The organism is Pseudomonas sp. GL-B-19, from assembly GCF_019956415.1.
GTDB lineage: Bacteria > Pseudomonadota > Gammaproteobacteria > Pseudomonadales > Pseudomonadaceae > Aquipseudomonas.
Genome location: NZ_JAHBDK010000074.1, coordinates 1 through 19,648, shown reverse-complemented (window position 1 = coordinate 19,648; position 19,648 = coordinate 1). Strand labels below are relative to the sequence as shown.

Below are 19,648 nucleotides of genomic sequence, written 5' to 3'. Positions count from 1 at the left end.
CGGCGATGGCGTCCGTGAGATCGCCATCGCCGGCAAGCCGGGCTCCTACAGAGGTTTATGTCGCTTATTGGCGGTTAAGCATCACCGGCAACTGCGCCACCAATTTAGCGTTGTTCAGCGGCCCCCGAATAAACCCGCGCTGCGTCCCGTCCGGCCCGATCACCGCCAGGTTGCCGCTGTGATCCACCGTGTAATTGGCCTTGCTGGTGTCCGCCGGAATAAACGGAATGCTCACCGCGTTGGCCAGCGTCTGAATGTCATCAACCGAGGAAGCGGTCAGGCCTTTGAACTGCGGATCGAAGTAGCCCAAGTACTGCTTGAGTTGCTTCGGCGTATCGCGGTTCGGGTCGATGCTGACCAGGATGATCTGCAGCTTGGCCGCCGCCTCCGGTGGCAGTTCGCTCTTGATCTGACGCAACTGGGCGAGGGTGGTCGGGCAGATGTCCGGGCAAAAGGTGTAGCCGAAGAACAGCAAGCTCCACTTGTCCTTCAGCTGATTGACCGTCACCGGGTTGCCGTCCTGATCGGTCATCTTCACGTCCGGCAGGTTGCGGCTTTGCGGCAGCAAGATGATGCCCGCGTCGATCAGTGCCGTCGGGTCGCCCTGGCCTTTACCGGACAGCACTTTGTTGATGGTCAGGCCCAGGACCAGTGCGATCAGGGCGACGAGAATGAAGACGGTTTTCTGGGTTCGAGTCATAGGTTCAACAGTAAGTAGTGGTCTACGAGCAGCGCGATAAACAGCAGGAACAAGTAGTAAATAGAGTACTTGAACGTGTTGATCGCCGCGTGCGGCCGAGTGCCACGGTACAGCACCACGGCCCATTGTAGAAACCTTGCGCCCAGCCCCAGCGCGCAAATCAGGTAGAGCATACCGCTCATGTGGATCACGTAGGGCATCAGGCTGACGGCCAGCAACGCGAAGGTATAAAGCAGGATGTGAACCTTGGTGTAGTGCTCGCCATGGGTCACCGGCAGCATCGGGATGTCAGCCTTGGCGTATTCCTCTTTGCGGTGAATCGCCAAGGCCCAGAAGTGTGGTGGGGTCCAGGCGAAGATGATCAGCACCAGCAACAGTGGTTCGGCGCTGACGTGGCCAGTGGCGGCGGTCCAGCCGAGCAGCGGTGGTGCCGCCCCGGCCAGGCCGCCGATGACGATGTTCTGCGGAGTCGCGCGTTTCAGGAAGCCGGTGTAGACCACTGCGTATCCGAGCAGCGAAGCCAGGGTCAACCAGGCAGTCAGCGGGTTGGTGAAAGCGAGCAGCACGGCCTGGCCCAGCACCGCCAATACCAAGGCAAACGTCAGCGCCGCAGCCGGTGATACACGGCCTTCGGCCAACGGACGTTTGTGCGTGCGAGCCATGACCGCATCAATGCGCCGGTCCACCACATGGTTGACCGCCGCCGCACCGCCGGCACACAAAGCAATCCCCAGATTGCCGAACACCAGCACCGTCCACGGCACCCCGGCGCGCGTCGCCAGGAACATACCGACCAGTGAGGTGATGAGCATTAGCACCACCACTTTCGGCTTGGTCAGCTCCAGATAGTCACGCCAGATTGCCTGACTGTGACGTTCGCCGATCAGCGTCGCCATGGCATCTCTCCTTTTATTGTTATGGGCCCGGCCGAGTGTTTACGCGGGCTGAAGCGCCAGCGCGCAGGGGATTGCTGTTTGACCCGAACCAGACTGGTTCGCGCGTGATAATTGACCAGCACCATCGTCAGCAACAGTGCCGCACCGCCGGCGTTGTGGGCGACGGCCACCGGCAGCGGCAGGTGGAACAGCACGTTGCTGATACCGAGGGTGATTTGTGCGGCGAGCGCGATCAGCACCATCCCCGCCAAGCGTGTCATGCCGACCACCTTCAGTTGCCAGGCCAGCCCCAACAAAACCAGGGTCACCAGCAAAGCGCCGATGCGGTGAGTCAGATGAATCGCGGTGCGGGCATCGCTGTCCAGTTGCCCGCCGAGGTAATTGGGGCCGATGTGTTGGGTCAGGTGAAAGCCGTTGGCGAAATCAGCCGGTGGCAGCCATTGACCGTGGCAGGTGGGGAAGTCGATGCAGGCCACCGCTGCGTAGTTGGAACTGACCCAGCCACCCAAGGCAATTTGCAGGATCACCATCAGCAACCCGGCGGTCGCCCAATACTGCAAACGCCGTGGCACGGTCAGCGCCGGCACCACGCCGGACAATCGCAATGTCAGCAAAAACAGCAGACTCAACGTCGCAAAACCACCGAGTAAATGCCCGGTGACCACTTGCGGCCAAAGCTTGAGCGTCACCGTCCACATGCCGAACGCGGCTTGGGCGAATACCACCGCCAGCAGAAACAACGGCAACTTCACCGGTTGCCCCGGATGACGACGATGGACCCAGGCGCGTCCCGCCAGCACCGAGATCAACAGCCCCAGCGTGCCGGCGAAGTAGCGGTGAACCATCTCGTTCCAGCCCTTATGGGCTTCAACAGGAGCGTCGGGAAAATGCAGTTCGGCATGGGCCAATTGAACGTCGCTTTTCGGCACGCTGATAAAGCCATAGCAACCCGGCCAGTCCGGGCAGCCGAGGCCGGCGTGGGTCAGGCGGGTGTAAGCGCCGAGCAACACCACAATCAGTGCCAGCAAGGTGGCAAACAGCGCGAGGCGAAATCCAGGTTTGGCCATGACGATGCCCTTATCCGATGTTCGACAGTTTCAGCAGATGACGCAGGTCGTTGAGCAGATCCTTACCCTTCACCGTCGGGTCGTAGCGCAGCACCAGATTGCCGTGAGGGTCGATGATCCACAGTTGCGGCACCGTTTTGTCGCCAGTCGTCTTGCTGAAGGTGGTCAGGTCCATTGGGTAGCGTTGCAATTGAGGATACTCGCGAGTCAGCTTGGCGTCGTATTCACTGCTCAGCGGTTGTGCCGCGGCCAAGGCATGACTGGCGCGCCCGGCATCACGGCCGAGGCCGATCTGGATCTGCCGCGCCAGATACACCAGTTGCTGGCAATCCACCGAGCAATCTTTCGGAGCGGTCACCAGCAGCTGCCAGCGATCCTCTTGTGCCTGCACACCGAGGTCGGCGCGGGTCTGGCCGTTGCCGATCAGTTCACCGTGATAGCTGCGGCCCTCCGGCACCCAGAACTGCAATTTGTACATGCCGGTGGCGAGGATCATCGGACCGATCACCCCGAGCAAAATAAGCAGTAGCTGCAAGCGACCCTTGCGCCGACTCACCGGCGTTTTCGCCTTAGACATGCTGGGTGGATTCATGGCCGCTCCCATGGTGTTTCTCCTTTGCGTTGTGCCAGCCGAGATAGAGATAGAGGCCGAACAGGGCAATCGACATGGCGAACCACTGCACGGCATAAGCGATGTGTTTTTCCGGGCCCATGGCGACTACTGGCCAATCGGCCTGGTAAGTCGCCGGACCATTTTCTGCACGTAATTCGTAGGAAAACCCTTCTCGGCCCAGCGCCGCCCAGAGTTTCGAAGGCTCAACGGCGGTAACCAACTCCGGCCAGGTTGTGGTGCTCGGGTCGGCCTGCAACTGGAAGGTCGTACCGGGGGATACGTAGACCCAGGCGTCCAGGCTCAACGCCTGAGTCGGGGTGGTGAACTGTGGCGGTGTGCGCCGGTCCGGCCATGGCAGCCAACCGCGATTGACCAGCAACCAGAGCCCGGTCGCCTGGTCCTGAAACGGTTGCAGCAGCTCAACGCCGACCTTGCCGTTACGCTGGCGGTTGTCCAGCAGCACGCTATGCGCGGCATCGAACTGGCCGTGCAGATGAACGCGGCGGAAGGCCGGGTCCTCGGTGTGTTGCAGCTCGGTGCTGGCCATTGGTTCGGCGGCACGGCGCTCGGTGTAGCTTTGCAGCAGCGCGCTTTTCTCCGCGCCCCGGCTCAGTTGCCAGAACCCGAGCGACACCAGCAGCGGCAGCAATAGGGCGACCACCAGTGTCGGCAAGATGCCTGGCCGAAAGCGCTTCATGGCGTGGCCAAAAAGTCGGTATTCGCGATAGCTATACTCAAGTGCATCGCCATTCCCCCGGAGTCTCACCATGCTCAAAGCAGCCATCGTCCTGATGCTGATTGCCACGGTTGTCAGCCTGTTCAGCGGCCTGTTTTTTCTGGTCAAGGACGACAGCAGCTCGAACCGCCTCGTCATTGCCCTGAGTGTTCGTGTTGCGCTGGCCGCCGCCACCGTCGGCTTGATCGCCTGGGGTTTTTTCAGCGGCCAGTTGGTCTCTTCTGCACCTTGGTAAAGTGCTCAGAGCACGTAGACGAAAACGAACAAACCGATCCACACCACGTCCACGAAGTGCCAGTACCAGGTCGCCGCCTCGAAGCCGAACTGGTTCTCGTTATCGAAGTGCCCGCGCATGATCCGCATCAACATCACAAACAAGATGATCGTGCCGATGGTCACGTGGGCGCCGTGGAAACCGGTGAGCATGAAGAACGTCGCACCGTAGATGCCGGAACCGAGGGTCAGGCCCAGTTCGCGGTAGGCGTGCATGTATTCTTCAGCCTGGAAGGTGAGGAATGCGCAGCCCAGCAATACGGTGAGCGCCAGCCAGAGTTTCAGCGCGCCGCGATGGCCTTTTTTCAGCGCGTGGTGGGCGATGGTCACGGTCACGCTGGAGCTCACCAACAGCACGGTGTTGAGCAGCGGCAAACCCCACGGGCTGATGACTTCCTTGGGCGGCGGAAACAGTTTCGAATCAGGGTTGTTCAGCAGCGGCCAGGTCCACTCGAAGGTCGGCCACAGCATGTGCGCGATGCCCTTGGCGCCTTCGCCGCCGAGGGCCGGGCCGGAGACATGGCGTACATAAAACAGCGCGCCGAAGAAGGCGATGAAGAACATCACCTCGGAGAAGATGAACCAGCTCATGCCCCAGCGGAACGAGCGGTCCATCTGAGCGCTGTACAACCCGCCGCGACTTTCCTTGATCACCGTCCCGAACCAGCCGAACAGCATGTAGGCCAGCAACAGTCCGCCGACGAAAAAGATCAGCGGGCCGTGGGATTCTGGCCGCGCGGCTTTCAGATCGTTGAACCAGGTGGCCAGGCCGAATACGGTGGTGAGCATGCCGACCGTGGCGATGATCGGCCATTTGCTCTGGGCCGGTACGTAATAGTGTTCATGAGTTGCCATTTATTGTTCTCCTTATCGGGCACGCTCAGCCGCCAGTGTTTACAGCTACCGGTGGATGTCGGGCGGTGATATCGAACAGCGTGTAGGACAGCGTCAGGTGCTTCACATCCTTGGGCATGTCACGGTCAACGATGAAACGTACCGGCATCTCGATCCGTTGACCGGGCTGCAGCACTTGCTGGGTAAAACAAAAACATTCGGTCTTGTGGAAGTACGCCGCCGCAGTGCTGGGTGCGATGCTCGGCACGGCCTGGGCGCTCATCGGCTTATCGGTGGGGTTGTGCGCGATGAAAATCATCTCGTTCACGGCGCCTGGATTGGCGGTCAGCTCCTCACTCTTGGGATAGAAATCCCAGGGCATATCGGCGGTGTTGGTCGACAGGAACTGCACGCGCACTTGTCGCGAAGTGTCGACCGTTTGCTCGCCCTCGTACTGCCCGGCGGTTTTGCCGTTAATGCCGAAGGCCTTGCACATCACGTCGTAGATCGGCACCAGGGCAAACCCGAAGACAAACATCGCCGCCACCACCAGCAGCAGGCGGGTGACCAGTTTCTTCATCGAAATCGAGTCAGCCATGATTTCTAACCCCTACGCATAACCCTGTGGGAGCGACGGTGCGACGATTCGACCTGCTCGCGAAGCAGGCACCGCGGTTCAACAGGAACACCGCGTTTTCGTTCTTCGCGAGCAGGCTCGCTCCCACAGTCATTTCACTTCCGGCGGCGTGGTGAAGGTGTGATACGGCGCCGGTGACGGAATGCTCCACTCCAGGCCTTCAGCCCCATCCCACGGTTTGGCCGGTGCTGGCGGGCCGCCGCGAATGGTCTTGATCACGATGAACAGGAAGAAGATCTGCGTGGCACCGAACATGAACGCGCCAATCGAGGAGACCATGTTGAAGTCGGCGAATTGCAGGTTGTAGTCCGGAATCCGCCGTGGCATGCCCGCCAGACCCACGAAGTGCATCGGGAAGAACGCCATGTTCATGCCGATGAACGAGAGCCAGAAGTGCAGCTTGCCGAGGGTTTCGTCGTACATGTGGCCGGTCCATTTCGGCATCCAGTAATAGGCCGAGGCGAAGATCCCGAAGATCGCCCCTGGCACCAGTACATAGTGGAAGTGCGCGACCACGAAGTAGGTGTCCTGGTACTGGAAGTCCGCCGGGGCGATGGCGAGCATCAACCCGGAGAAGCCGCCGATGGAGAACAGAATCACGAACGCCACCGCAAACAGCATCGGTGTCTCGAAGGTCAGCGAGCCTTGCCACATGGTGCTGGCCCAGTTGAACACCTTCACCCCGGTTGGCACCGCGATCAGCAGCGTCGCGTACATGAAGAACAGCTCGCCCACCAGTGGAATGCCGACCACAAACATGTGGTGCGCCCAGACGATGAACGACAGGAACGCGATACTCGCCGTCGCATACACCATCGAGGTGTAGCCGAAGAGCGGTTTACGCGAAAAGGTCGGAATGATCGAGCTGACGGCACCGAAGGCCGGCAGGATCATGATGTACACCTCGGGGTGACCGAAGAACCAGAACACGTGCTGGAACAGCACCGGGTCACCGCCACCGGCGGCACTGAAGAAGCTGGTGCCGAAGTGGATGTCCATCAGCATCATCGTCACGCACCCGGCCAGTACCGGCATCACCGCGATCAGCAGGAATGCGGTGATCAGCCAGGTCCAGACGAACAGCGGCATTTTCATCAACGTCATGCCGGGGGCGCGCAGGTTGAGGATGGTTGCGATCACGTTGATCGCGCCCATGATCGAACTGATCCCCATCAAGTGGATGGCGAAGATGAAGAACGTCACGCTTTCCGGTGCGTAGGTCGTCGACAGCGGGGCGTAGAACGTCCAGCCGAAGTTCGGACCACCACCGGGGGTGAACAGGGTCGACACCAACAGGAGGAACGCCGCCGGCAGCAGCCAGAAGCTGAAGTTGTTCATCCGTGGCAACGCCATGTCCGGCGCACCGATCATCAATGGGATCATCCAGTTGGCGAGGCCGACGAAGGCCGGCATCACCGCACCGAACACCATCACCAGACCGTGCATGGTGGTCATCTGGTTGAAGAATTCCGGCTGGACGATTTGCAGCCCCGGCTGGAACAGCTCGGCGCGAATCACCATCGCGAACGAGCCCCCCAGCAAGAACATGGAGAACGCAAACCACAGGTACAGCGTGCCGATGTCTTTATGGTTGGTAGTCAACACCCAACGCATCAGGCCTTTGGCGGGACCGTGGACATGAGTGTGGTCGGTGGCGGTATGAACATGTTCATCGATGACAGCAGTCATGTCCTGTCTCCTGCAAACAGGTGGGCTGGGCAGGCCGGAGCGTGTAGCCCCGACCCGTTCCTCAAGTACGCAATAGACCGGGTCATTTGCTTTCCGCCTGTTTCAGCTCCAGCACTTCTTTAGGCGTGACCATGTCGCCCTTGTTGTTACCCCAGGCATTACGCTCGTAGGTCACTACCGCCGCTATATCGACTTCCGAGAGCTGCTTGCCAAACGCCGCCATGGCGGTGCCGGGCTTGCCGTGGAAGACAATGCTCAGGTGATCCTTGATCGGTCCGGTAGCGATTTTCGAGCCCTTGAGTGCCGGGAACATCGGCGGCAAGCCCTGGCCTTCGGCCTGGTGACAGGCCACGCAAGTGGTGTGATAGACCTTGTCGCCGCGCTCCTTGAGCTCGTCGAGGGTCCATTCCTTGCTGGTCAGCTCTTTGAGTTGCTGGGCTTCAGCCTTGCTTTGGGCGAGCCACTTTTCGTAATCGGCCTTTTCCTTGACCTCAACCACAATCGGCATGAAACCGTGGTCCTTGCCGCACAACTCGGCGCACTGGCCACGGTAGATGCCGGGCTTGTCGACGCGGGTCCAGGCTTCGTTGACGAACCCCGGGATCGCATCGCGCTTGACCGCGAAGGCCGGCACCCACCAGGAGTGGATGACGTCGGCGGAGGTCACCAGGAAGCGCACCTTCGCGCCGATCGGCAGCACCAGCGGCTTGTCGACCTCAAGCAAATAGTGCTCGCCCTTGGTTTCCTTGTTGTGGATCTGGTCGGCGGGGGTGTTCAGGTTGCTGAAGAACTCAACGTCCTGGCCCAAGTATTTGTAGTGCCACTTCCACTGATAGCCCGTGACCTGGATGTCGATATCCGGCTCGCTGGCGTCATACATCTTGATCAGGGTTGCCGTCGCGGGCACCGCCATGGCCACCAGGATCAGGAAGGGCACGATGGTCCAGAGGATTTCAACAGTGGTGCTTTCATGAAATTTTGCGGCCACCTGCCCGGTAGAGCGGCGGTGCAGAATCATCGACCAGAACATGGCGCCGAAGACGATGATGCCGATCACTACACAGATCCAGAAAATGGTCATGTGCAGGTCAAATACTGCGTGACTGATTTCAGTCGCTCCTGGCGCCATATTCACAGTCCAGGCGGCTTGCGCCTGACTGAAAATCGACCACAACAGGAGGCCCATCCAGACGTGTGGATGTCGCATCATTGCGGGTTCCCCTTATCGTTCTTGTTATCCCGCCGGCTTTCACCTGCGGCAAGGGAGCGGCTTTTTCAGACTACGAACTTGAATCGCCGAGCCTTGCTGCGTGTGCAGTCGGGCGTCATCAGCTAACTCCATTCCCACCCGAGTATAGACAGCGACTGCTACCTCGCAATGTGAAGGCGTAAATGATCTGAAACAGCTGGGACTTGCGTTCAAGGGCAGGAATGGAGAAGGATGCAGACGAGTGGTGGCAAACGGATATAACGGAGGCGTCTCAGGGATGAAACAATTATGACAAATGCGTCTTAGCATTTTTCATAAGGCAGCTAAGTTATGTCTTCCCTATTTCATTGCCGTTGTTTCCTGGAGTTTTCATGAACACCGCCGCATTGCGCGAGCAGATCCAAAAAGCCCAACAACACGAAACAGAAACCGGCCTGCTGACACGTCAGCTGCAGACCAAACTGCCTCACCTTCACCCAGCTATTCAATTGCCGGAGGCCGATGCCAATGGCGTACTGACGCGTTTTGTTTACGCCTACATCGAGGAGGTTCCCGATCTGCTGGACGCAGCCAATGAAGTCGCCAGGGAAGCGGGTATCGAATCGCAAATCAAACCGGTGCTGAAAATCGCCGAGCAGTATTTCCTCCAGCCTCCGGCAATCATGGCCGGGCATGTCGGTCTGGACAGCCTGCTGGACGAAGCCTACCTGGCGCACCGCTTTGTAGAAGAGGTCAACGACCTGTACATCAAACATTTTGGCCAGCCACTGATCCCCTTGGACATGACTGTCGCCAACCTGATTGCTCACCAATTGATCGGTGAGGAATTTGCCAACCAACTGGACGAAGCGGTGCATCACGCCATCGACGAGATGCTCAACGAAGAGAGTTTTGCGCTGGAATCAGTGGAAGCCTACCGTGAGAAACTCAATAGCCCGGACACCGGCGCCGCGTGGAAGCGCTGGCCGTGCATGTCTCGCCGCTTGGGCGTAGGCCTGGAGCTGGATCAGCCGGCGGCTTGATCCTTTAGAACCAACACAGTCCCCTGTGGGAGCGAGCCTGCTCGCGATGGCAATTGTTCATTCAATATTGATGTCGATTGACACACCGCTATCGCGAGCAGGCTCACTCCCACACGGGTTTATCTACCCGGCAGCACCTACGCCGGTGGCTGTTCGCAACCGTCCCTCCAATCTTCGCTTCAACCCCCACGTTTCAATCAGCAGTGTCGAACCCTCGGCCGCATTCGCGAGCGGCACATGCACCTGCGACAGCCTCGGTTAAACGACACGGGGGAATCAGGAGGTTTTAGAAACGCGCTTTGGGCGTTGCCACCGGAATCGGATGGCTGCCATCGAGCGGCAGGAAACAACCCTGGTCCGCGTCGTAGGCTTTGATTTCGCTGGTTTCGATGCTGTAGACCCAACCATGTATAAACAGCTGACCATTGGCCATGCGCGAGGCCACTGACGGATGCGTGCGTAAATGCTGTAGCTGAGCGATCACATTCTCTTCGGTGAGGATGTGCATGCTTTCGTTTTCGTCAGCGCAATGGCAGTTTTCCTGGACCATGGTTTTCGCCACTTCGGCGTGACGCAGCCAGGCTTTGACCGTGGGCATTTTTTCCAGGCTTTGCGGGTTCAGCACCGCACGCATCGCGCCGCAGTCGGAGTGCCCGCAAATGATGATGTGCTGCACGCCAAGGGCCAGGACCGCGTACTCGATGGCGGTGGAAACACCGCCGTTCATTTGTCCGTAAGGCGGTACAACGTTGCCGACGTTACGGGTTACGAACAGATCGCCGGGAGCGCTTTGGGTGATCAGTTCAGGAACGATGCGCGAGTCGGCGCAGGCGATGAACATCGCTCTGGGGCTCTGGGCCGTGGCGAGTTTTTTGAAGAGTTCTTCCTGCTGTGGAAAGACCTCGTGATGAAAATGCAAAAAGCCGTCAACGATATGCTGCAGCGCTGCATCGGCGGTTTCCGCCTCGGGGAGTGCTTGCGCCGACGCAGCTGATGGCTGTTTATCCTTGTCACTCATGTATTCATCCTCATTGGCGGAGTCAGGGAAGTTACCCGTTTTGTCCGATGTGAAGCCAGTGGCTGTTTAAAAAACATCCAGGTCGCAAATCAGACCCGTCAGTCACTCGATGAACAAGGTAGCGGCCGAAACTTAACTCAAACTGAATCAAACGCTCTAGAACGTGTGTTCCAGGTCACAAAAAACGTGACCAGCCTGAGGGCGCCATGCGTTTCTTACTACTCAACCTTAGGCCAATTGTCCTCAAATCAACGACATCTGGCGACCTGGCGGACAGAAGGCTTCACAGTCCAGATCAAAACCTTCGCGACGATTAAGCCCCAGGCGTTTGATAGCTTTGGTAAAACGTTGCGCCAGCAGGTCGGCGAAGGGACCTTCGCCGCGCATCCGGGCGCCAAACCGACTGTCATACAGCTCACCGCCACGGCTCTGGCGGATCAGGCTCAGCACATGAGCGGCACGCTGGGGATAGTGGGCGGCCAGCCATTCTTCGAACAGCGGCGCCACCTCCAGTGGCAGACGCAGCATCATGTACGCCGCACTTTGCGCGCCGGCCGCATGAGCCTCTGTCAGCAGGCTTTCGAGTTCGCTGTCATTGATCATCGGAATCATCGGCGAGCACAACACGCCAACCGGAATACCCGCTTCACGCATCACACGGATCGCCCGCAACCGGGCCTTGGGTGCCGCGGCGCGTGGTTCGAGGATGCGTTTGAGCTCATCGTCCAGGGTGGTGAGGCTGATCATCACCGCCACCAGGCGTTGCTCGGCGAGTTCGGCCAGCAGGTCCAGGTCACGAAGAATCAGCGAGCCTTTGGTGATGATGGTCACCGGGTGGCGGTAACGCAGCAGCACTTCCAGGGTTTTACGGGTGATTTTGTGCTCGCGCTCGATGGGCTGATACGGATCGGTGTTGGAGCCCAGGTTGATTGGTGCGCATTGATAGCCGCGTTTGGACAGCTGTTCCTCCAGCACATCGGCGGCGTTGGTCTTGGCGATCAGCCTGGTTTCGAAATCCAGTCCCGGCGACATGTCCCAATAGGCGTGACTGGGCCGCGCATAGCAATAAATGCACCCGTGCTCGCAGCCGCGATAGGGATTGATCGAGCGATCAAAGGGCAAGTCCGGCGAGTTGTTGCGGGTGATGATGGTTTTCGCCTTTTCGATACGCACCTCGGTGCCTTGGGTGACGGGCGCTTCCTGATACCAGCCGTCATCCTCGGCCACCGAACGATTCGGTGCGAAGCGGTTGTGCGGGTTGGTGGCGGTGCCGCGTCCGCGAGGTGGCAAGGGCGTAGCCATCGACAAGATCCTTTAGCTGTATGCGCATACAGTATCCGGGTTTGGCGGAATCGACCAGTGCCGTTCAGCACCTGACAGTTGTGAGTTTCGTCATTATGCGAAACATAAAGCACATAGCACTTTTATCGGTCTTGTCAGTATTCTTCGCTTCACACGAAGTTGTCGTGTTTTCAATATTAAAAGGATTTAATAAATGTCTGGCTACAATCAGCGCGGTGTATTTTTGCAACTACAAGCGCCTTCTATCGTTAGTCCAAAAGAAGTTCGGGTTTCCATGCAGTTCGCGTTAAAGGAAGAGGGTTATGACCCTGAAAACCGTGCGCCCACCTACTCTCTGCTGGACTCCAGTACTCGCGAGGCTGTGTCCAACGATGGCGGGATCACCTTTACCATGGGCAACACTCCTGATGTCAACGGCGATGGTGCAATCGATGCGCAGGACAAAGTTGTTTTGATTGCATTGGCGAAAGCCTATTCAAAGATTATCAATCCATGAATGCAGCTTAACTCCTGCAATCAATAAGTATTGATAGCAATAAACGACACGGCATTTTTCCGTGTCGTTTTTTAATAGAAGCTTATAGGCATTGTGAATAAAGCCGGAATAAGCCATTCCATTCACATTTCTTTGACAGCAGGCTCACAGGCCTTTGACTGCTTGGAGCTGAAGCTCTGTGACACCTATCCACCCGATTCCCATACGGTTGCCCGAGCATGTCCCGACTGCGCCTATTCTCTGCGACGTTTCTGATATCACTGGCCGCATTTTTCAACCTGACTCTGGTCCATGCGGATGACAGCACGTCCCCTCGTCCGGCGGAATGGGCTCAACCGGTGGAAATGCAATACAACCTCTTTCAAATGTCCCCGACGCTCTACCGCAGCGCCTTGCCTGACCGTGGCGTCATTGCGTTGCTGGAAAAACTGAAGGTGAAAACCGTCATCAATTTCCTGCCCGAGACGGATTCAAGCTGGTTGTCTACGCCGGGTATCACTCAGGTCCAGTTGCCCTATCGCACCAATCACGTAGATGACGAGGATGTCCTTAAAGCCCTTCGTGCCATTCAGACTGCCGAGTCCCATGGCCCGGTGCTGATGCACTGCAAACACGGGTCGGATCGCACGGGCTTGATGGCGGCCATGTATCGGGTCGTGATCCAGGGTTGGAGCAAGGAAGACGCCCTGAACGAAATGACTCGGGGCGGCTTTGGTGACAGTACCCATTTCAAGGATGGCGTGCGCTACATGATGCAGGCCGATGTCGACAAACTTCGCACCGCGTTGGCCAATGGCGATTGCAGCACCAGCCCGTTCGCCACATGTTCGATGAAGAGCTGGTTAAAATCCGCTCACGTCGAATAAACAGGGGGAGGGAGGGCACCACCTTGAGCCCGGTTAAAAGACGCAAGGTGGTGGTCACTCAGTGTTGCTCGTCAGGCTTTTTCTTCAGCTTCGGGTTCGGGAAGAACTGCACGGCCTGAACCTTGGCATCCGGCACTTTCAGCGCCGAAGTATTGACCCGCGTGCCCAATTCCTTGGGCACGGACAGACCTTGTTCATTCAATGTGTCGGAATAACCGCAGGCCACGCACTCGCGGTGCGGGACTTCGTCTTCGTTCCACATCATCAACTTGTCCGGCTCGCTGCACGCCGGGCAGACCGCCCCGGCGATAAAGCGTTTTTTGGTAATCACAGGCCCCTCGCTCATGCTGCCGCGTCCTCACTCAGGCCGCTGTGGCGCAAGAGTGCGTCAATCGAGGGTTCACGGCCACGGAAGTCGACGAACAGCACCATCGGTTCCTGGGAGCCACCGCGCGCCAGAATGGCTTCGCGGAATGCGCGACCGGTCTCGGCATTGAGCACGCCGTCTTCTTCGAACTTCGAGAACGCATCGGCCGACAGCACTTCCGCCCATTTGTAGCTGTAGTAACCCGCCGCGTAACCGCCAGCGAAGATATGCGCAAAGCTGTTCGGGAAACGGTTGTAGGCCGGTGGACGCATGACCGACACCTCATCACGCACGCCTTCAAGCACCTGCGCCACGCTACGGCCATCGCCGTGGGTGGCGTGCAGTTCGAAGTCGAACAGCGAGAACTCCAGCTGACGCACCATCATCAGGCCGGACTGGAAGTTTTTCGCCGCGAGCATTTTCTGCAGCAGGTCTTGAGGCAGTGGCTCGCCGGTTTCGTAATGACCGGAGATCAGCGCCAGGCCTTCCGGCTCCCAGCACCAGTTTTCCATGAACTGGCTCGGCAGTTCGACCGCATCCCAGGCCACGCCGTTGATGCCGGAGACGCCCGCGTGTTCAACGCGGGTCAGCAGGTGATGCAGGCCGTGACCGAACTCGTGGAACAGGGTGGTGACTTCATCGTGGGTCAGCAGCGCAGGCTTGCCGCTGTCGGCCGGGGTGAAGTTGCACACCAGATTGGCCACCGGGTTTTGCAACGAGCCTTCAGCCGTGCGGCGACGGTCGCGAGCGCCGTCCATCCACGCACCACCGCGCTTGTTGGCGCGGGCGTAAAGGTCAAAGAAGAAACGGCCGACGTGCTGGTCGTTTTCCTTGATTTCGAACAGGCGAACATCCGGGTGCCAGGTGTCGAAGCCTTTCTGCTCGGCGATCTCGATGCCGTACAGACGCTGAACGATGGCGAACAAGCCGCCCAACACTTTGTCGATCGGGAAGTACGCGCGCAAGGCTTCCTGGGCAACGCTGTAACGCTGCTCGCGAAGTTTCTCGCCGTAGAATCCACTGTCCCAGCTTTGCAGGTCCGGGCAGCCTTGTTCGGCGGCATAGGCTTTGAGTTGTTCCAGGTCCTGCGCGGCAAACGGCTTGCTGCGCTTGGCCAGGTCGCGCAGGAACCCCAGCACCTGATCGCTGGACTCGGCCATTTTGGTGGCCAGACTCAGCTCGGAGAAACTGGCGAAACCCAACAGCTTGGCCAGTTCCTGGCGCAGGTCGAGGATTTCTTCCATGACCGGGCCGTTATCGTTCTGTCCGGCATTCGGACCCTGGTCCGACGCACGGGTGCAGTAGGCGGCGTAGACTTCTTCGCGCAGGGCACGGTCGTGGGCGTAGGTCATCACCGCGTAGTAACTCGGGAATTCCAGGGTAATCAGAAAGCCTTCCAGACCCTTGGCCTGTGCAGCGGCAGCCATTTGCGCCTTGGCGGAATCGGTCAGGCCGGCGAGGGTGGCTTCATCGGTGACGTGCCTGGTCCAGGCCTGAGTGGCATCGAGCAGCTGGTTGGAAAAGCGGCTGCCCAGTTCCGAGAGTTTGCTTTGGACTTCGGCGTAACGTTTTTGCTCGGCTTCCGGCAGGTCAATACCCGACAGACGGAAGTCACGCAGCGAGTGTTCCAGGATAGTTTTCTGCGCCACATCGAAACCGGCGGATTCCGGGCTGTTGGCCAAGGCTTCGAAGGCTTCGAACAATTCGCGGTTCTGGCCCAGCTCGGTGGAGTAGGCGCTCAAGGCCGGCAGGCAGGATTCGTAGGCTTCACGCAATTCGGCGCTGTTGCACACGGCATTCAGGTGGCTGACCGGGCTCCAGGCAGATCCCAGGCGATCATTGAGCTCGTCCATCGCCAGTACCAGGCCGGCCCAGGTCGGTTGTTTGCCCTGAGTCTTGAGGATCTCGATAATGGCGGCGCGGTTGTCAGCCAGGATCTGTTCAATGGCCGGTTGCACGTGTTCGGCACGGATCGCCGAGAACGGCGGCAGGTCGTAGGACTGCAGAAGAGGGTTGTTCACGCTCACGGTTGGCACCTTGGCTGGAAGAAACATGCGGCCATCTTAATTACAATCGACGCTCACCGCAGCTATCAGCAACAGAGAGAAACCCTATCGTGACCCTTCGCAAGTATCAGAACCACACGCCGCTGCTGGGCAAAGGCGCTTTTGTCGACGGCTCGGCGGTGGTGATCGGCGACGTCGAAATCGGCGAAGACAGCTCTGTCTGGCCGCTGACGGTCATCCGCGGTGACATGCAGCGCATCCGCATCGGTGCGCGCACCAGTGTTCAGGATGGCTGCGTGCTGCACATCACCCATGCCGGCCCGTTCAACCCCGATGGCTTTCCGTTGCTGATCGGCGACGATGTGACCATTGCGCATAAAGTCATGCTTCACGGTTGCAGCGTGGGCAGCCGGGTTCTGATTGGCATGGGCTGCATCGTCATGGACGGTGCGGTGGTCGAGGATGAGGTGATTATCGGCGCTGGCAGTCTGGTGCCACCGGGCAAACGCCTGGAAAGCGGCTTCCTCTATGTGGGCAGCCCGGTGAAACAGATCCGCCCGCTGACTGACAAGGAAAAGGCCTTTTTCACCTACAGCGCGGCGAATTACGTGAAACTCAAGGATCTGCATCTGGCGGAAGGTTACGACCAGCTCTGACTCCGTCCCGTTATTGCCCAGGAATAGTCATGCATTACCAAACCGTTTTATTCGACCTCGATGGCACGTTGACCGACCCGCGCGAGGGCATCACGCGTTCGATCCAGTTCGCCCTGAGCAAACTGGGCATCGATGAACCCGACCTGACCAGGCTGGAACACTTCATCGGCCCGCCGCTGTTGCAGGCGTTCATGCAGTTTTACGACTTCGATGAGCCCAAGGCCTGGGAAGCGGTGAATTTTTATCGCGAACGCTTCAAGGTCACCGGTCTGTACGAGAATCGTGTGTTCGACGGCGTCACGCCGCTGTTGGAAACCCTGAGTGGCCAAGGGCGGCAGTTGTACATCGCGACGTCCAAGCCATGGGTTTTCGCCCGGGAAATCGCCCGGCATTTTGACTTCGCCAAACACTTCAAAGTGATTTACGGCAGTGAGCTGGATGGCACGCGTACAAATAAGGTCGAGTTGATTGCACATCTGATGGCTGAAGAAGGTCTCGATCCTGCCAACACCCTGATGATCGGTGATCGTAAGCATGACCTGATCGGTGCGCGCAGTAATGGGCTGGACTCGGTGGCGGTGGGTTATGGATTTGGCAGCCACGAAGAGCTGAGCGCAGAAGCGCCGACCTATCACTTTGAAACGCTGGATGAGATGCACCAGGCGTTTTTGCAGCGCTAGTTAAATCGCTATCGCGGGCAAGCCTTGCTCCTACAGGGTATGCGGTAGGAGCAAGGCTTGCCCGCGATGGCGTTCCTCCAGACACATCCTGAGTAACTGTTGCGACTCAAATTTCGCTCCATGATCTAGCCTCAAAAGAAGATAGATCAAGGAGGATCATCAATGCCAAGCCAGCACCATGCTCATCGCTTACGTTTCGGACGTTACTCGCAGGAGGGGCAAATCTACTTGCTGACAGCCGTCGTCCGAAACCGTCAGCCTGTTCTCTCCAGTTTTCAAACGGGTCGATTAGTAGTCGATGCATTTAAAAAAGCCGAGCAAGAGCAATTTGCCAACTCGTTGGCCTGGGTTGTCATGCCCGATCATTTCCATTGGCTTATTGAACTTCAAAACATTCCCTTGTCGACCCTGATGGCCCGCACGAAATCACGCACAACAGTCACATTGAACCGGACACTTCAGAGAGAAGGCCCGATTTGGCAGCCGGGATTCCATGATCGTGCCATTCGCAAAGAAGAAGATCTGCAGGCAGTAGCACGATACATCGTCGCCAATCCACTGCGAGCGGGGTTGGTCGAGAGGGTTGGGGATTATCCGCTGTGGGACGCTATTTGGTTGTGAACCTGGCGGACGTCATCGCGGGCAAGCCTTGCTCCTACAGGATATGCGTCAATCCTACTGTAGGAGCAAGGCTTGCCCGCGATGAGGCCCGCTCAACCAGCGGAATTTTTCGATTCTGCCAAGGCTTTCATCGCCGCCTTGCGCTCTCCAACCGGCAATGCCCCCAGCTTCTCGGCCGCCGCATAAAACCTCACCCAATCCCCACCCTCTTGCCTGAATAACGCGGTAAACGCCGGCACCCATTGGTCATACAACCCAAACGGCAACAGCCGGGCATTGTTCATCGGCGCATTGATCCAGGCGTCATAGCGTCTGTCCCCAGCCCATTGGCTATCGCGTAAATGCCGGTATTCGCTGCGCAGCCGCTCGAACTCGGCGGCCTTGCGCTGGCGCATTTGATCCGCCGGCAATGGCAGGGCGTAAAGCTTTTCAAGGCGCGTGCGAGTGTCCAGCACCAGTTGAGTGAATTGATCTCGTCGCTGTGCCTGTGCGCCGTTGTCCGGCGCCAAGCTGCGGGATGCACGCCATTGGCGCGTGCCTTCCTGTTCGACGAAGGTGGCGAAAGACTCGTTGAACTCAGTGTCGTCCTTTACATAAATACGTTGATGCGCCAACTCATGGAAAATCAGCGTCGCCAGCCGTTCGTCGCCCCAGCCCATCATCGAACTGATGATCGGATCGTTGAACCAGCCGAGTGTTGAATAGGCCTCGACGCCGCCAATCGACACGTCCATTCCTTGCAGGCGCTGCACGGCTGCCTCGCCGCGGGCGGCGCTCTGGCTGTAGTAACCGCGATAGGCGACGCAACCAGCGATCGGGAAGCAATGATTCTGCGGCGTCAGGGAAAACTCCGGCGTGACGAAGACGTTCCAGACTACGTACGGCCGGCCAATGTCGGCATACAGCCGGTAGCTTTGGTTGTCTGGCAGGTGCAGATGCTCGCTGGCGAATGTCCGGGCTTTTTGTGACTGCGCCAGATGCGCGCGCAGCTTCTGATCGCGGGAGGGATCGGCAACCACCTCGGACACCGGCTCACGAGCCTGCAGGAGTTGCAGTTGGCCATTGGCCAACTTGCCGTAATAGCTGACGCTGGCGCAACCGTTGAGTAACAAAAGCAACACACCCGGAAACAAAACGCGGAAAACGCGATCAAGTAACCCAAGGCTTGGAAACGGCCTGATCAAAATAAAATCATCCCTGGAAAGTCTGCCGCAAGACTATCCCGCCTGACCGGAGCTGCGCTATGCACAAGTTGATGCTGACGGGGGCCCTGTTGATGCTGACGGGCTGTGCTGGATTTGGACTGCCCTTCCATGACCCGTCGCAAGCGTGGATCGACCTGGACTCTCGGCAGGAAGACACGACGCTGCAGGCGTTGGAAGTCGACGATAAAGCCGCTAACGACAAACGCTATTTTCAGGTGCCGCCGGGCAGTCATGAGCTGACGGTGCGTTATCAGTTCCCGGTCCAGCCGACCAATATCGGCCCGGATGCCGAGACGCTGTGGCGTGACTGTCAGTTAAACGTGAAATACAACGAATTCAACGCCGGTGAGCGCTATCAGCTGCAAGCGGGGAATATCGGCTTTCGGCCGTGGGCAAAACTCTATAACCAACAACGAAAAGTGATTGGCCAAGGCACACCGGCAGGCTGTCAAGGCACCTGATCAGCGTTATGCTGAATGACCAAATCATTGGGACATTCATCATGCGCAGGTTGATGCTGTTGCTAGCCGCCAGTGCAGTTGCTGGCTGTCAGAGCCCGTTGCCGCCGGTTGATCCGCAGATGGCCTGGGTCGATTTTTCTGTACCATTCCCTAACGACACGTTGTTGATGGCTGAGCGACTGGACAATCAGCGGTTGAACGACGGACGTTTTTTCCAGGTCATGCCTGGCAGGCACGTGCTGCTCGTCCGATTCGATTTTCAAGTTCCCGGTGGGGGTGGGGGTGGGGACATG

The 19,648-nt window shown here is 58.4% G+C and carries 22 protein-coding genes and 1 pseudogene; 9 read left to right on the top strand and 14 right to left on the bottom strand.

Annotated elements, in window-relative coordinates:
- Positions 1-64 precede the first annotated feature (64 nt).
- The 5 genes from KGB06_RS25140 to KGB06_RS25120 are packed head-to-tail and all read right to left on the bottom strand — an operon-like array spanning position 65 to position 3,973.
- On the bottom strand, positions 65-700 hold the full coding sequence (locus KGB06_RS25140; protein ID WP_223520567.1) for an SCO family protein: 636 nt from the start codon (positions 698-700) through the stop codon (positions 65-67).
- Positions 697-1,596: a heme o synthase gene (gene cyoE / locus KGB06_RS25135; RefSeq protein ID WP_007947928.1), complete on the bottom strand. Its 900-nt coding sequence runs from the start codon at positions 1,594-1,596 to the stop codon at positions 697-699. The genes KGB06_RS25140 and cyoE overlap by 4 nt, the downstream gene beginning before the upstream one ends.
- Positions 1,584-2,663 (bottom strand): COX15/CtaA family protein, encoded by a 1,080-nt coding sequence (locus KGB06_RS25130; protein ID WP_223520565.1) that lies wholly within the window; start codon positions 2,661-2,663, stop codon positions 1,584-1,586. The genes cyoE and KGB06_RS25130 overlap by 13 nt, the downstream gene beginning before the upstream one ends.
- Positions 2,664-2,673: 10 nt before the next feature.
- Positions 2,674-3,267 carry a hypothetical protein gene (locus KGB06_RS25125; RefSeq protein ID WP_223520563.1) on the bottom strand — a complete coding sequence of 198 codons (594 nt, stop codon included), beginning with the start codon at positions 3,265-3,267 and terminating at the stop codon, positions 2,674-2,676.
- On the bottom strand, positions 3,233-3,973 hold the full coding sequence (locus tag KGB06_RS25120; RefSeq protein WP_223520561.1) for an SURF1 family protein: 741 nt from the start codon (positions 3,971-3,973) through the stop codon (positions 3,233-3,235). Before KGB06_RS25120 ends, KGB06_RS25125 begins: the two co-directional genes overlap by 35 nt.
- A gap of 70 nt (positions 3,974-4,043) precedes the next feature.
- Between KGB06_RS25120 and KGB06_RS25115 the strand changes: the two genes are divergently transcribed.
- Entirely contained in the window at positions 4,044-4,247 is a 204-nt protein-coding gene (locus tag KGB06_RS25115) for a twin transmembrane helix small protein (protein ID WP_223520559.1), read from the top strand.
- A 5-nt stretch (positions 4,248-4,252) separates the two neighbouring features.
- Here KGB06_RS25115 and KGB06_RS25110 read toward each other — a convergent pair whose 3' ends face one another.
- From KGB06_RS25110 to coxB, 4 genes are all read right to left on the bottom strand, one after another.
- Positions 4,253-5,140, bottom strand: a complete 888-nt coding sequence (locus KGB06_RS25110) for a cytochrome c oxidase subunit 3 (RefSeq protein ID WP_223520557.1) — start codon at positions 5,138-5,140, stop codon at positions 4,253-4,255.
- 25 nt (positions 5,141-5,165) lie between these two features.
- Positions 5,166-5,717: a cytochrome c oxidase assembly protein gene (locus tag KGB06_RS25105; protein WP_223520555.1), complete on the bottom strand. Its 552-nt coding sequence runs from the start codon at positions 5,715-5,717 to the stop codon at positions 5,166-5,168.
- Positions 5,718-5,846: 129 nt separating this feature from the next.
- Positions 5,847-7,445: a cytochrome c oxidase subunit I gene (gene ctaD, locus KGB06_RS25100; RefSeq protein WP_223520553.1), complete on the bottom strand. Its 1,599-nt coding sequence runs from the start codon at positions 7,443-7,445 to the stop codon at positions 5,847-5,849.
- An 82-nt stretch (positions 7,446-7,527) separates the two neighbouring features.
- A complete protein-coding gene (gene coxB / locus KGB06_RS25095; protein ID WP_223520552.1) occupies positions 7,528-8,655 on the bottom strand; it encodes a cytochrome c oxidase subunit II in 1,128 nt (375 codons plus the stop codon).
- A 371-nt stretch (positions 8,656-9,026) separates the two neighbouring features.
- Between coxB and KGB06_RS25090 the strand changes: the two genes are divergently transcribed.
- Positions 9,027-9,677, top strand: coding sequence for a hypothetical protein (locus KGB06_RS25090; RefSeq protein ID WP_223520550.1), 651 nt, complete (start codon positions 9,027-9,029; stop codon positions 9,675-9,677).
- Positions 9,678-9,963: 286 nt separating this feature from the next.
- Here the strand turns inward: KGB06_RS25090 and KGB06_RS25085 are convergent, their stop codons facing one another.
- On the bottom strand, positions 9,964-10,695 hold the full coding sequence (locus KGB06_RS25085; protein ID WP_223520548.1) for a carbonic anhydrase: 732 nt from the start codon (positions 10,693-10,695) through the stop codon (positions 9,964-9,966).
- A gap of 243 nt (positions 10,696-10,938) precedes the next feature.
- Complete coding sequence (locus KGB06_RS25080; protein WP_223520546.1) at positions 10,939-11,997, bottom strand: PA0069 family radical SAM protein; 1,059 nt, start codon at positions 11,995-11,997, stop codon at positions 10,939-10,941.
- A gap of 193 nt (positions 11,998-12,190) precedes the next feature.
- Here KGB06_RS25080 and KGB06_RS25075 point away from each other — a divergent pair, with 193 nt between their 5' ends.
- Both KGB06_RS25075 and KGB06_RS25070 read left to right on the top strand, forming a co-directional pair.
- Positions 12,191-12,493: a hypothetical protein gene (locus KGB06_RS25075; RefSeq protein ID WP_223520545.1), complete on the top strand. Its 303-nt coding sequence runs from the start codon at positions 12,191-12,193 to the stop codon at positions 12,491-12,493.
- 218 nt (positions 12,494-12,711) lie between these two features.
- Positions 12,712-13,359: a dual specificity protein phosphatase family protein gene (locus tag KGB06_RS25070; RefSeq protein ID WP_223520543.1), complete on the top strand. Its 648-nt coding sequence runs from the start codon at positions 12,712-12,714 to the stop codon at positions 13,357-13,359.
- A gap of 58 nt (positions 13,360-13,417) precedes the next feature.
- On the opposite strand, the gene KGB06_RS25065 is transcribed toward KGB06_RS25070, so the two are convergent.
- Both KGB06_RS25065 and prlC read right to left on the bottom strand, forming a co-directional pair.
- A complete protein-coding gene (locus tag KGB06_RS25065) occupies positions 13,418-13,705 on the bottom strand; it encodes a YheV family putative zinc ribbon protein (protein ID WP_008152496.1) in 288 nt (95 codons plus the stop codon).
- A complete protein-coding gene (gene prlC / locus KGB06_RS25060) occupies positions 13,702-15,780 on the bottom strand; it encodes an oligopeptidase A (protein WP_223520541.1) in 2,079 nt (692 codons plus the stop codon). Before prlC ends, KGB06_RS25065 begins: the two co-directional genes overlap by 4 nt.
- 62 nt (positions 15,781-15,842) lie before the next feature.
- Here prlC and KGB06_RS25055 point away from each other — a divergent pair, with 62 nt between their 5' ends.
- From KGB06_RS25055 to KGB06_RS25045, 3 genes are all read left to right on the top strand, one after another.
- Complete coding sequence (locus tag KGB06_RS25055) at positions 15,843-16,388, top strand: gamma carbonic anhydrase family protein (RefSeq protein WP_223520540.1); 546 nt, start codon at positions 15,843-15,845, stop codon at positions 16,386-16,388.
- Positions 16,389-16,417: 29 nt separating this feature from the next.
- A complete protein-coding gene (locus KGB06_RS25050) occupies positions 16,418-17,068 on the top strand; it encodes an HAD family hydrolase (RefSeq protein ID WP_223520538.1) in 651 nt (216 codons plus the stop codon).
- Between the two features lie 162 nt (positions 17,069-17,230).
- Entirely contained in the window at positions 17,231-17,689 is a 459-nt protein-coding gene (locus KGB06_RS25045; protein ID WP_223520536.1) for an REP-associated tyrosine transposase, read from the top strand.
- A 92-nt stretch (positions 17,690-17,781) separates the two neighbouring features.
- Here the strand turns inward: KGB06_RS25045 and KGB06_RS25040 are convergent, their stop codons facing one another.
- Positions 17,782-18,873, bottom strand: a complete 1,092-nt coding sequence (locus tag KGB06_RS25040; protein ID WP_223520534.1) for an aminopeptidase — start codon at positions 18,871-18,873, stop codon at positions 17,782-17,784.
- A 59-nt stretch (positions 18,874-18,932) separates the two neighbouring features.
- Between KGB06_RS25040 and KGB06_RS25035 the strand changes: the two genes are divergently transcribed.
- Positions 18,933-19,355: a hypothetical protein gene (locus KGB06_RS25035; protein WP_223520532.1), complete on the top strand. Its 423-nt coding sequence runs from the start codon at positions 18,933-18,935 to the stop codon at positions 19,353-19,355.
- Between the two features lie 41 nt (positions 19,356-19,396).
- Positions 19,397-19,648: pseudogene (locus tag KGB06_RS25030) on the top strand (hypothetical protein); the annotation flags it as partial.

Coding starts and splice junctions, on each gene's coding strand:
- KGB06_RS25140 (WP_223520567.1), bottom strand. CDS start 700: ATGACTCGAACCCAGAAAACCGTCTTCATTCTCGTCGCCCTGATCGCA.
- cyoE (WP_007947928.1), bottom strand. CDS start 1,596: ATGGCGACGCTGATCGGCGAACGTCACAGTCAGGCAATCTGGCGTGAC.
- KGB06_RS25130 (WP_223520565.1), bottom strand. CDS start 2,663: ATGGCCAAACCTGGATTTCGCCTCGCGCTGTTTGCCACCTTGCTGGCA.
- KGB06_RS25125 (WP_223520563.1), bottom strand. CDS start 3,267: ATGGGAGCGGCCATGAATCCACCCAGCATGTCTAAGGCGAAAACGCCG.
- KGB06_RS25120 (WP_223520561.1), bottom strand. CDS start 3,973: ATGAAGCGCTTTCGGCCAGGCATCTTGCCGACACTGGTGGTCGCCCTA.
- KGB06_RS25115 (WP_223520559.1), top strand. CDS start 4,044: ATGCTCAAAGCAGCCATCGTCCTGATGCTGATTGCCACGGTTGTCAGC.
- KGB06_RS25110 (WP_223520557.1), bottom strand. CDS start 5,140: ATGGCAACTCATGAACACTATTACGTACCGGCCCAGAGCAAATGGCCG.
- KGB06_RS25105 (WP_223520555.1), bottom strand. CDS start 5,717: ATGGCTGACTCGATTTCGATGAAGAAACTGGTCACCCGCCTGCTGCTG.
- ctaD (WP_223520553.1), bottom strand. CDS start 7,445: ATGACTGCTGTCATCGATGAACATGTTCATACCGCCACCGACCACACT.
- coxB (WP_223520552.1), bottom strand. CDS start 8,655: ATGATGCGACATCCACACGTCTGGATGGGCCTCCTGTTGTGGTCGATT.
- KGB06_RS25090 (WP_223520550.1), top strand. CDS start 9,027: ATGAACACCGCCGCATTGCGCGAGCAGATCCAAAAAGCCCAACAACAC.
- KGB06_RS25085 (WP_223520548.1), bottom strand. CDS start 10,695: ATGAGTGACAAGGATAAACAGCCATCAGCTGCGTCGGCGCAAGCACTC.
- KGB06_RS25080 (WP_223520546.1), bottom strand. CDS start 11,997: ATGGCTACGCCCTTGCCACCTCGCGGACGCGGCACCGCCACCAACCCG.
- KGB06_RS25075 (WP_223520545.1), top strand. CDS start 12,191: ATGTCTGGCTACAATCAGCGCGGTGTATTTTTGCAACTACAAGCGCCT.
- KGB06_RS25070 (WP_223520543.1), top strand. CDS start 12,712: ATGTCCCGACTGCGCCTATTCTCTGCGACGTTTCTGATATCACTGGCC.
- KGB06_RS25065 (WP_008152496.1), bottom strand. CDS start 13,705: ATGAGCGAGGGGCCTGTGATTACCAAAAAACGCTTTATCGCCGGGGCG.
- prlC (WP_223520541.1), bottom strand. CDS start 15,780: ATGTTTCTTCCAGCCAAGGTGCCAACCGTGAGCGTGAACAACCCTCTT.
- KGB06_RS25050 (WP_223520538.1), top strand. CDS start 16,418: ATGCATTACCAAACCGTTTTATTCGACCTCGATGGCACGTTGACCGAC.
- KGB06_RS25045 (WP_223520536.1), top strand. CDS start 17,231: ATGCCAAGCCAGCACCATGCTCATCGCTTACGTTTCGGACGTTACTCG.
- KGB06_RS25035 (WP_223520532.1), top strand. CDS start 18,933: ATGCACAAGTTGATGCTGACGGGGGCCCTGTTGATGCTGACGGGCTGT.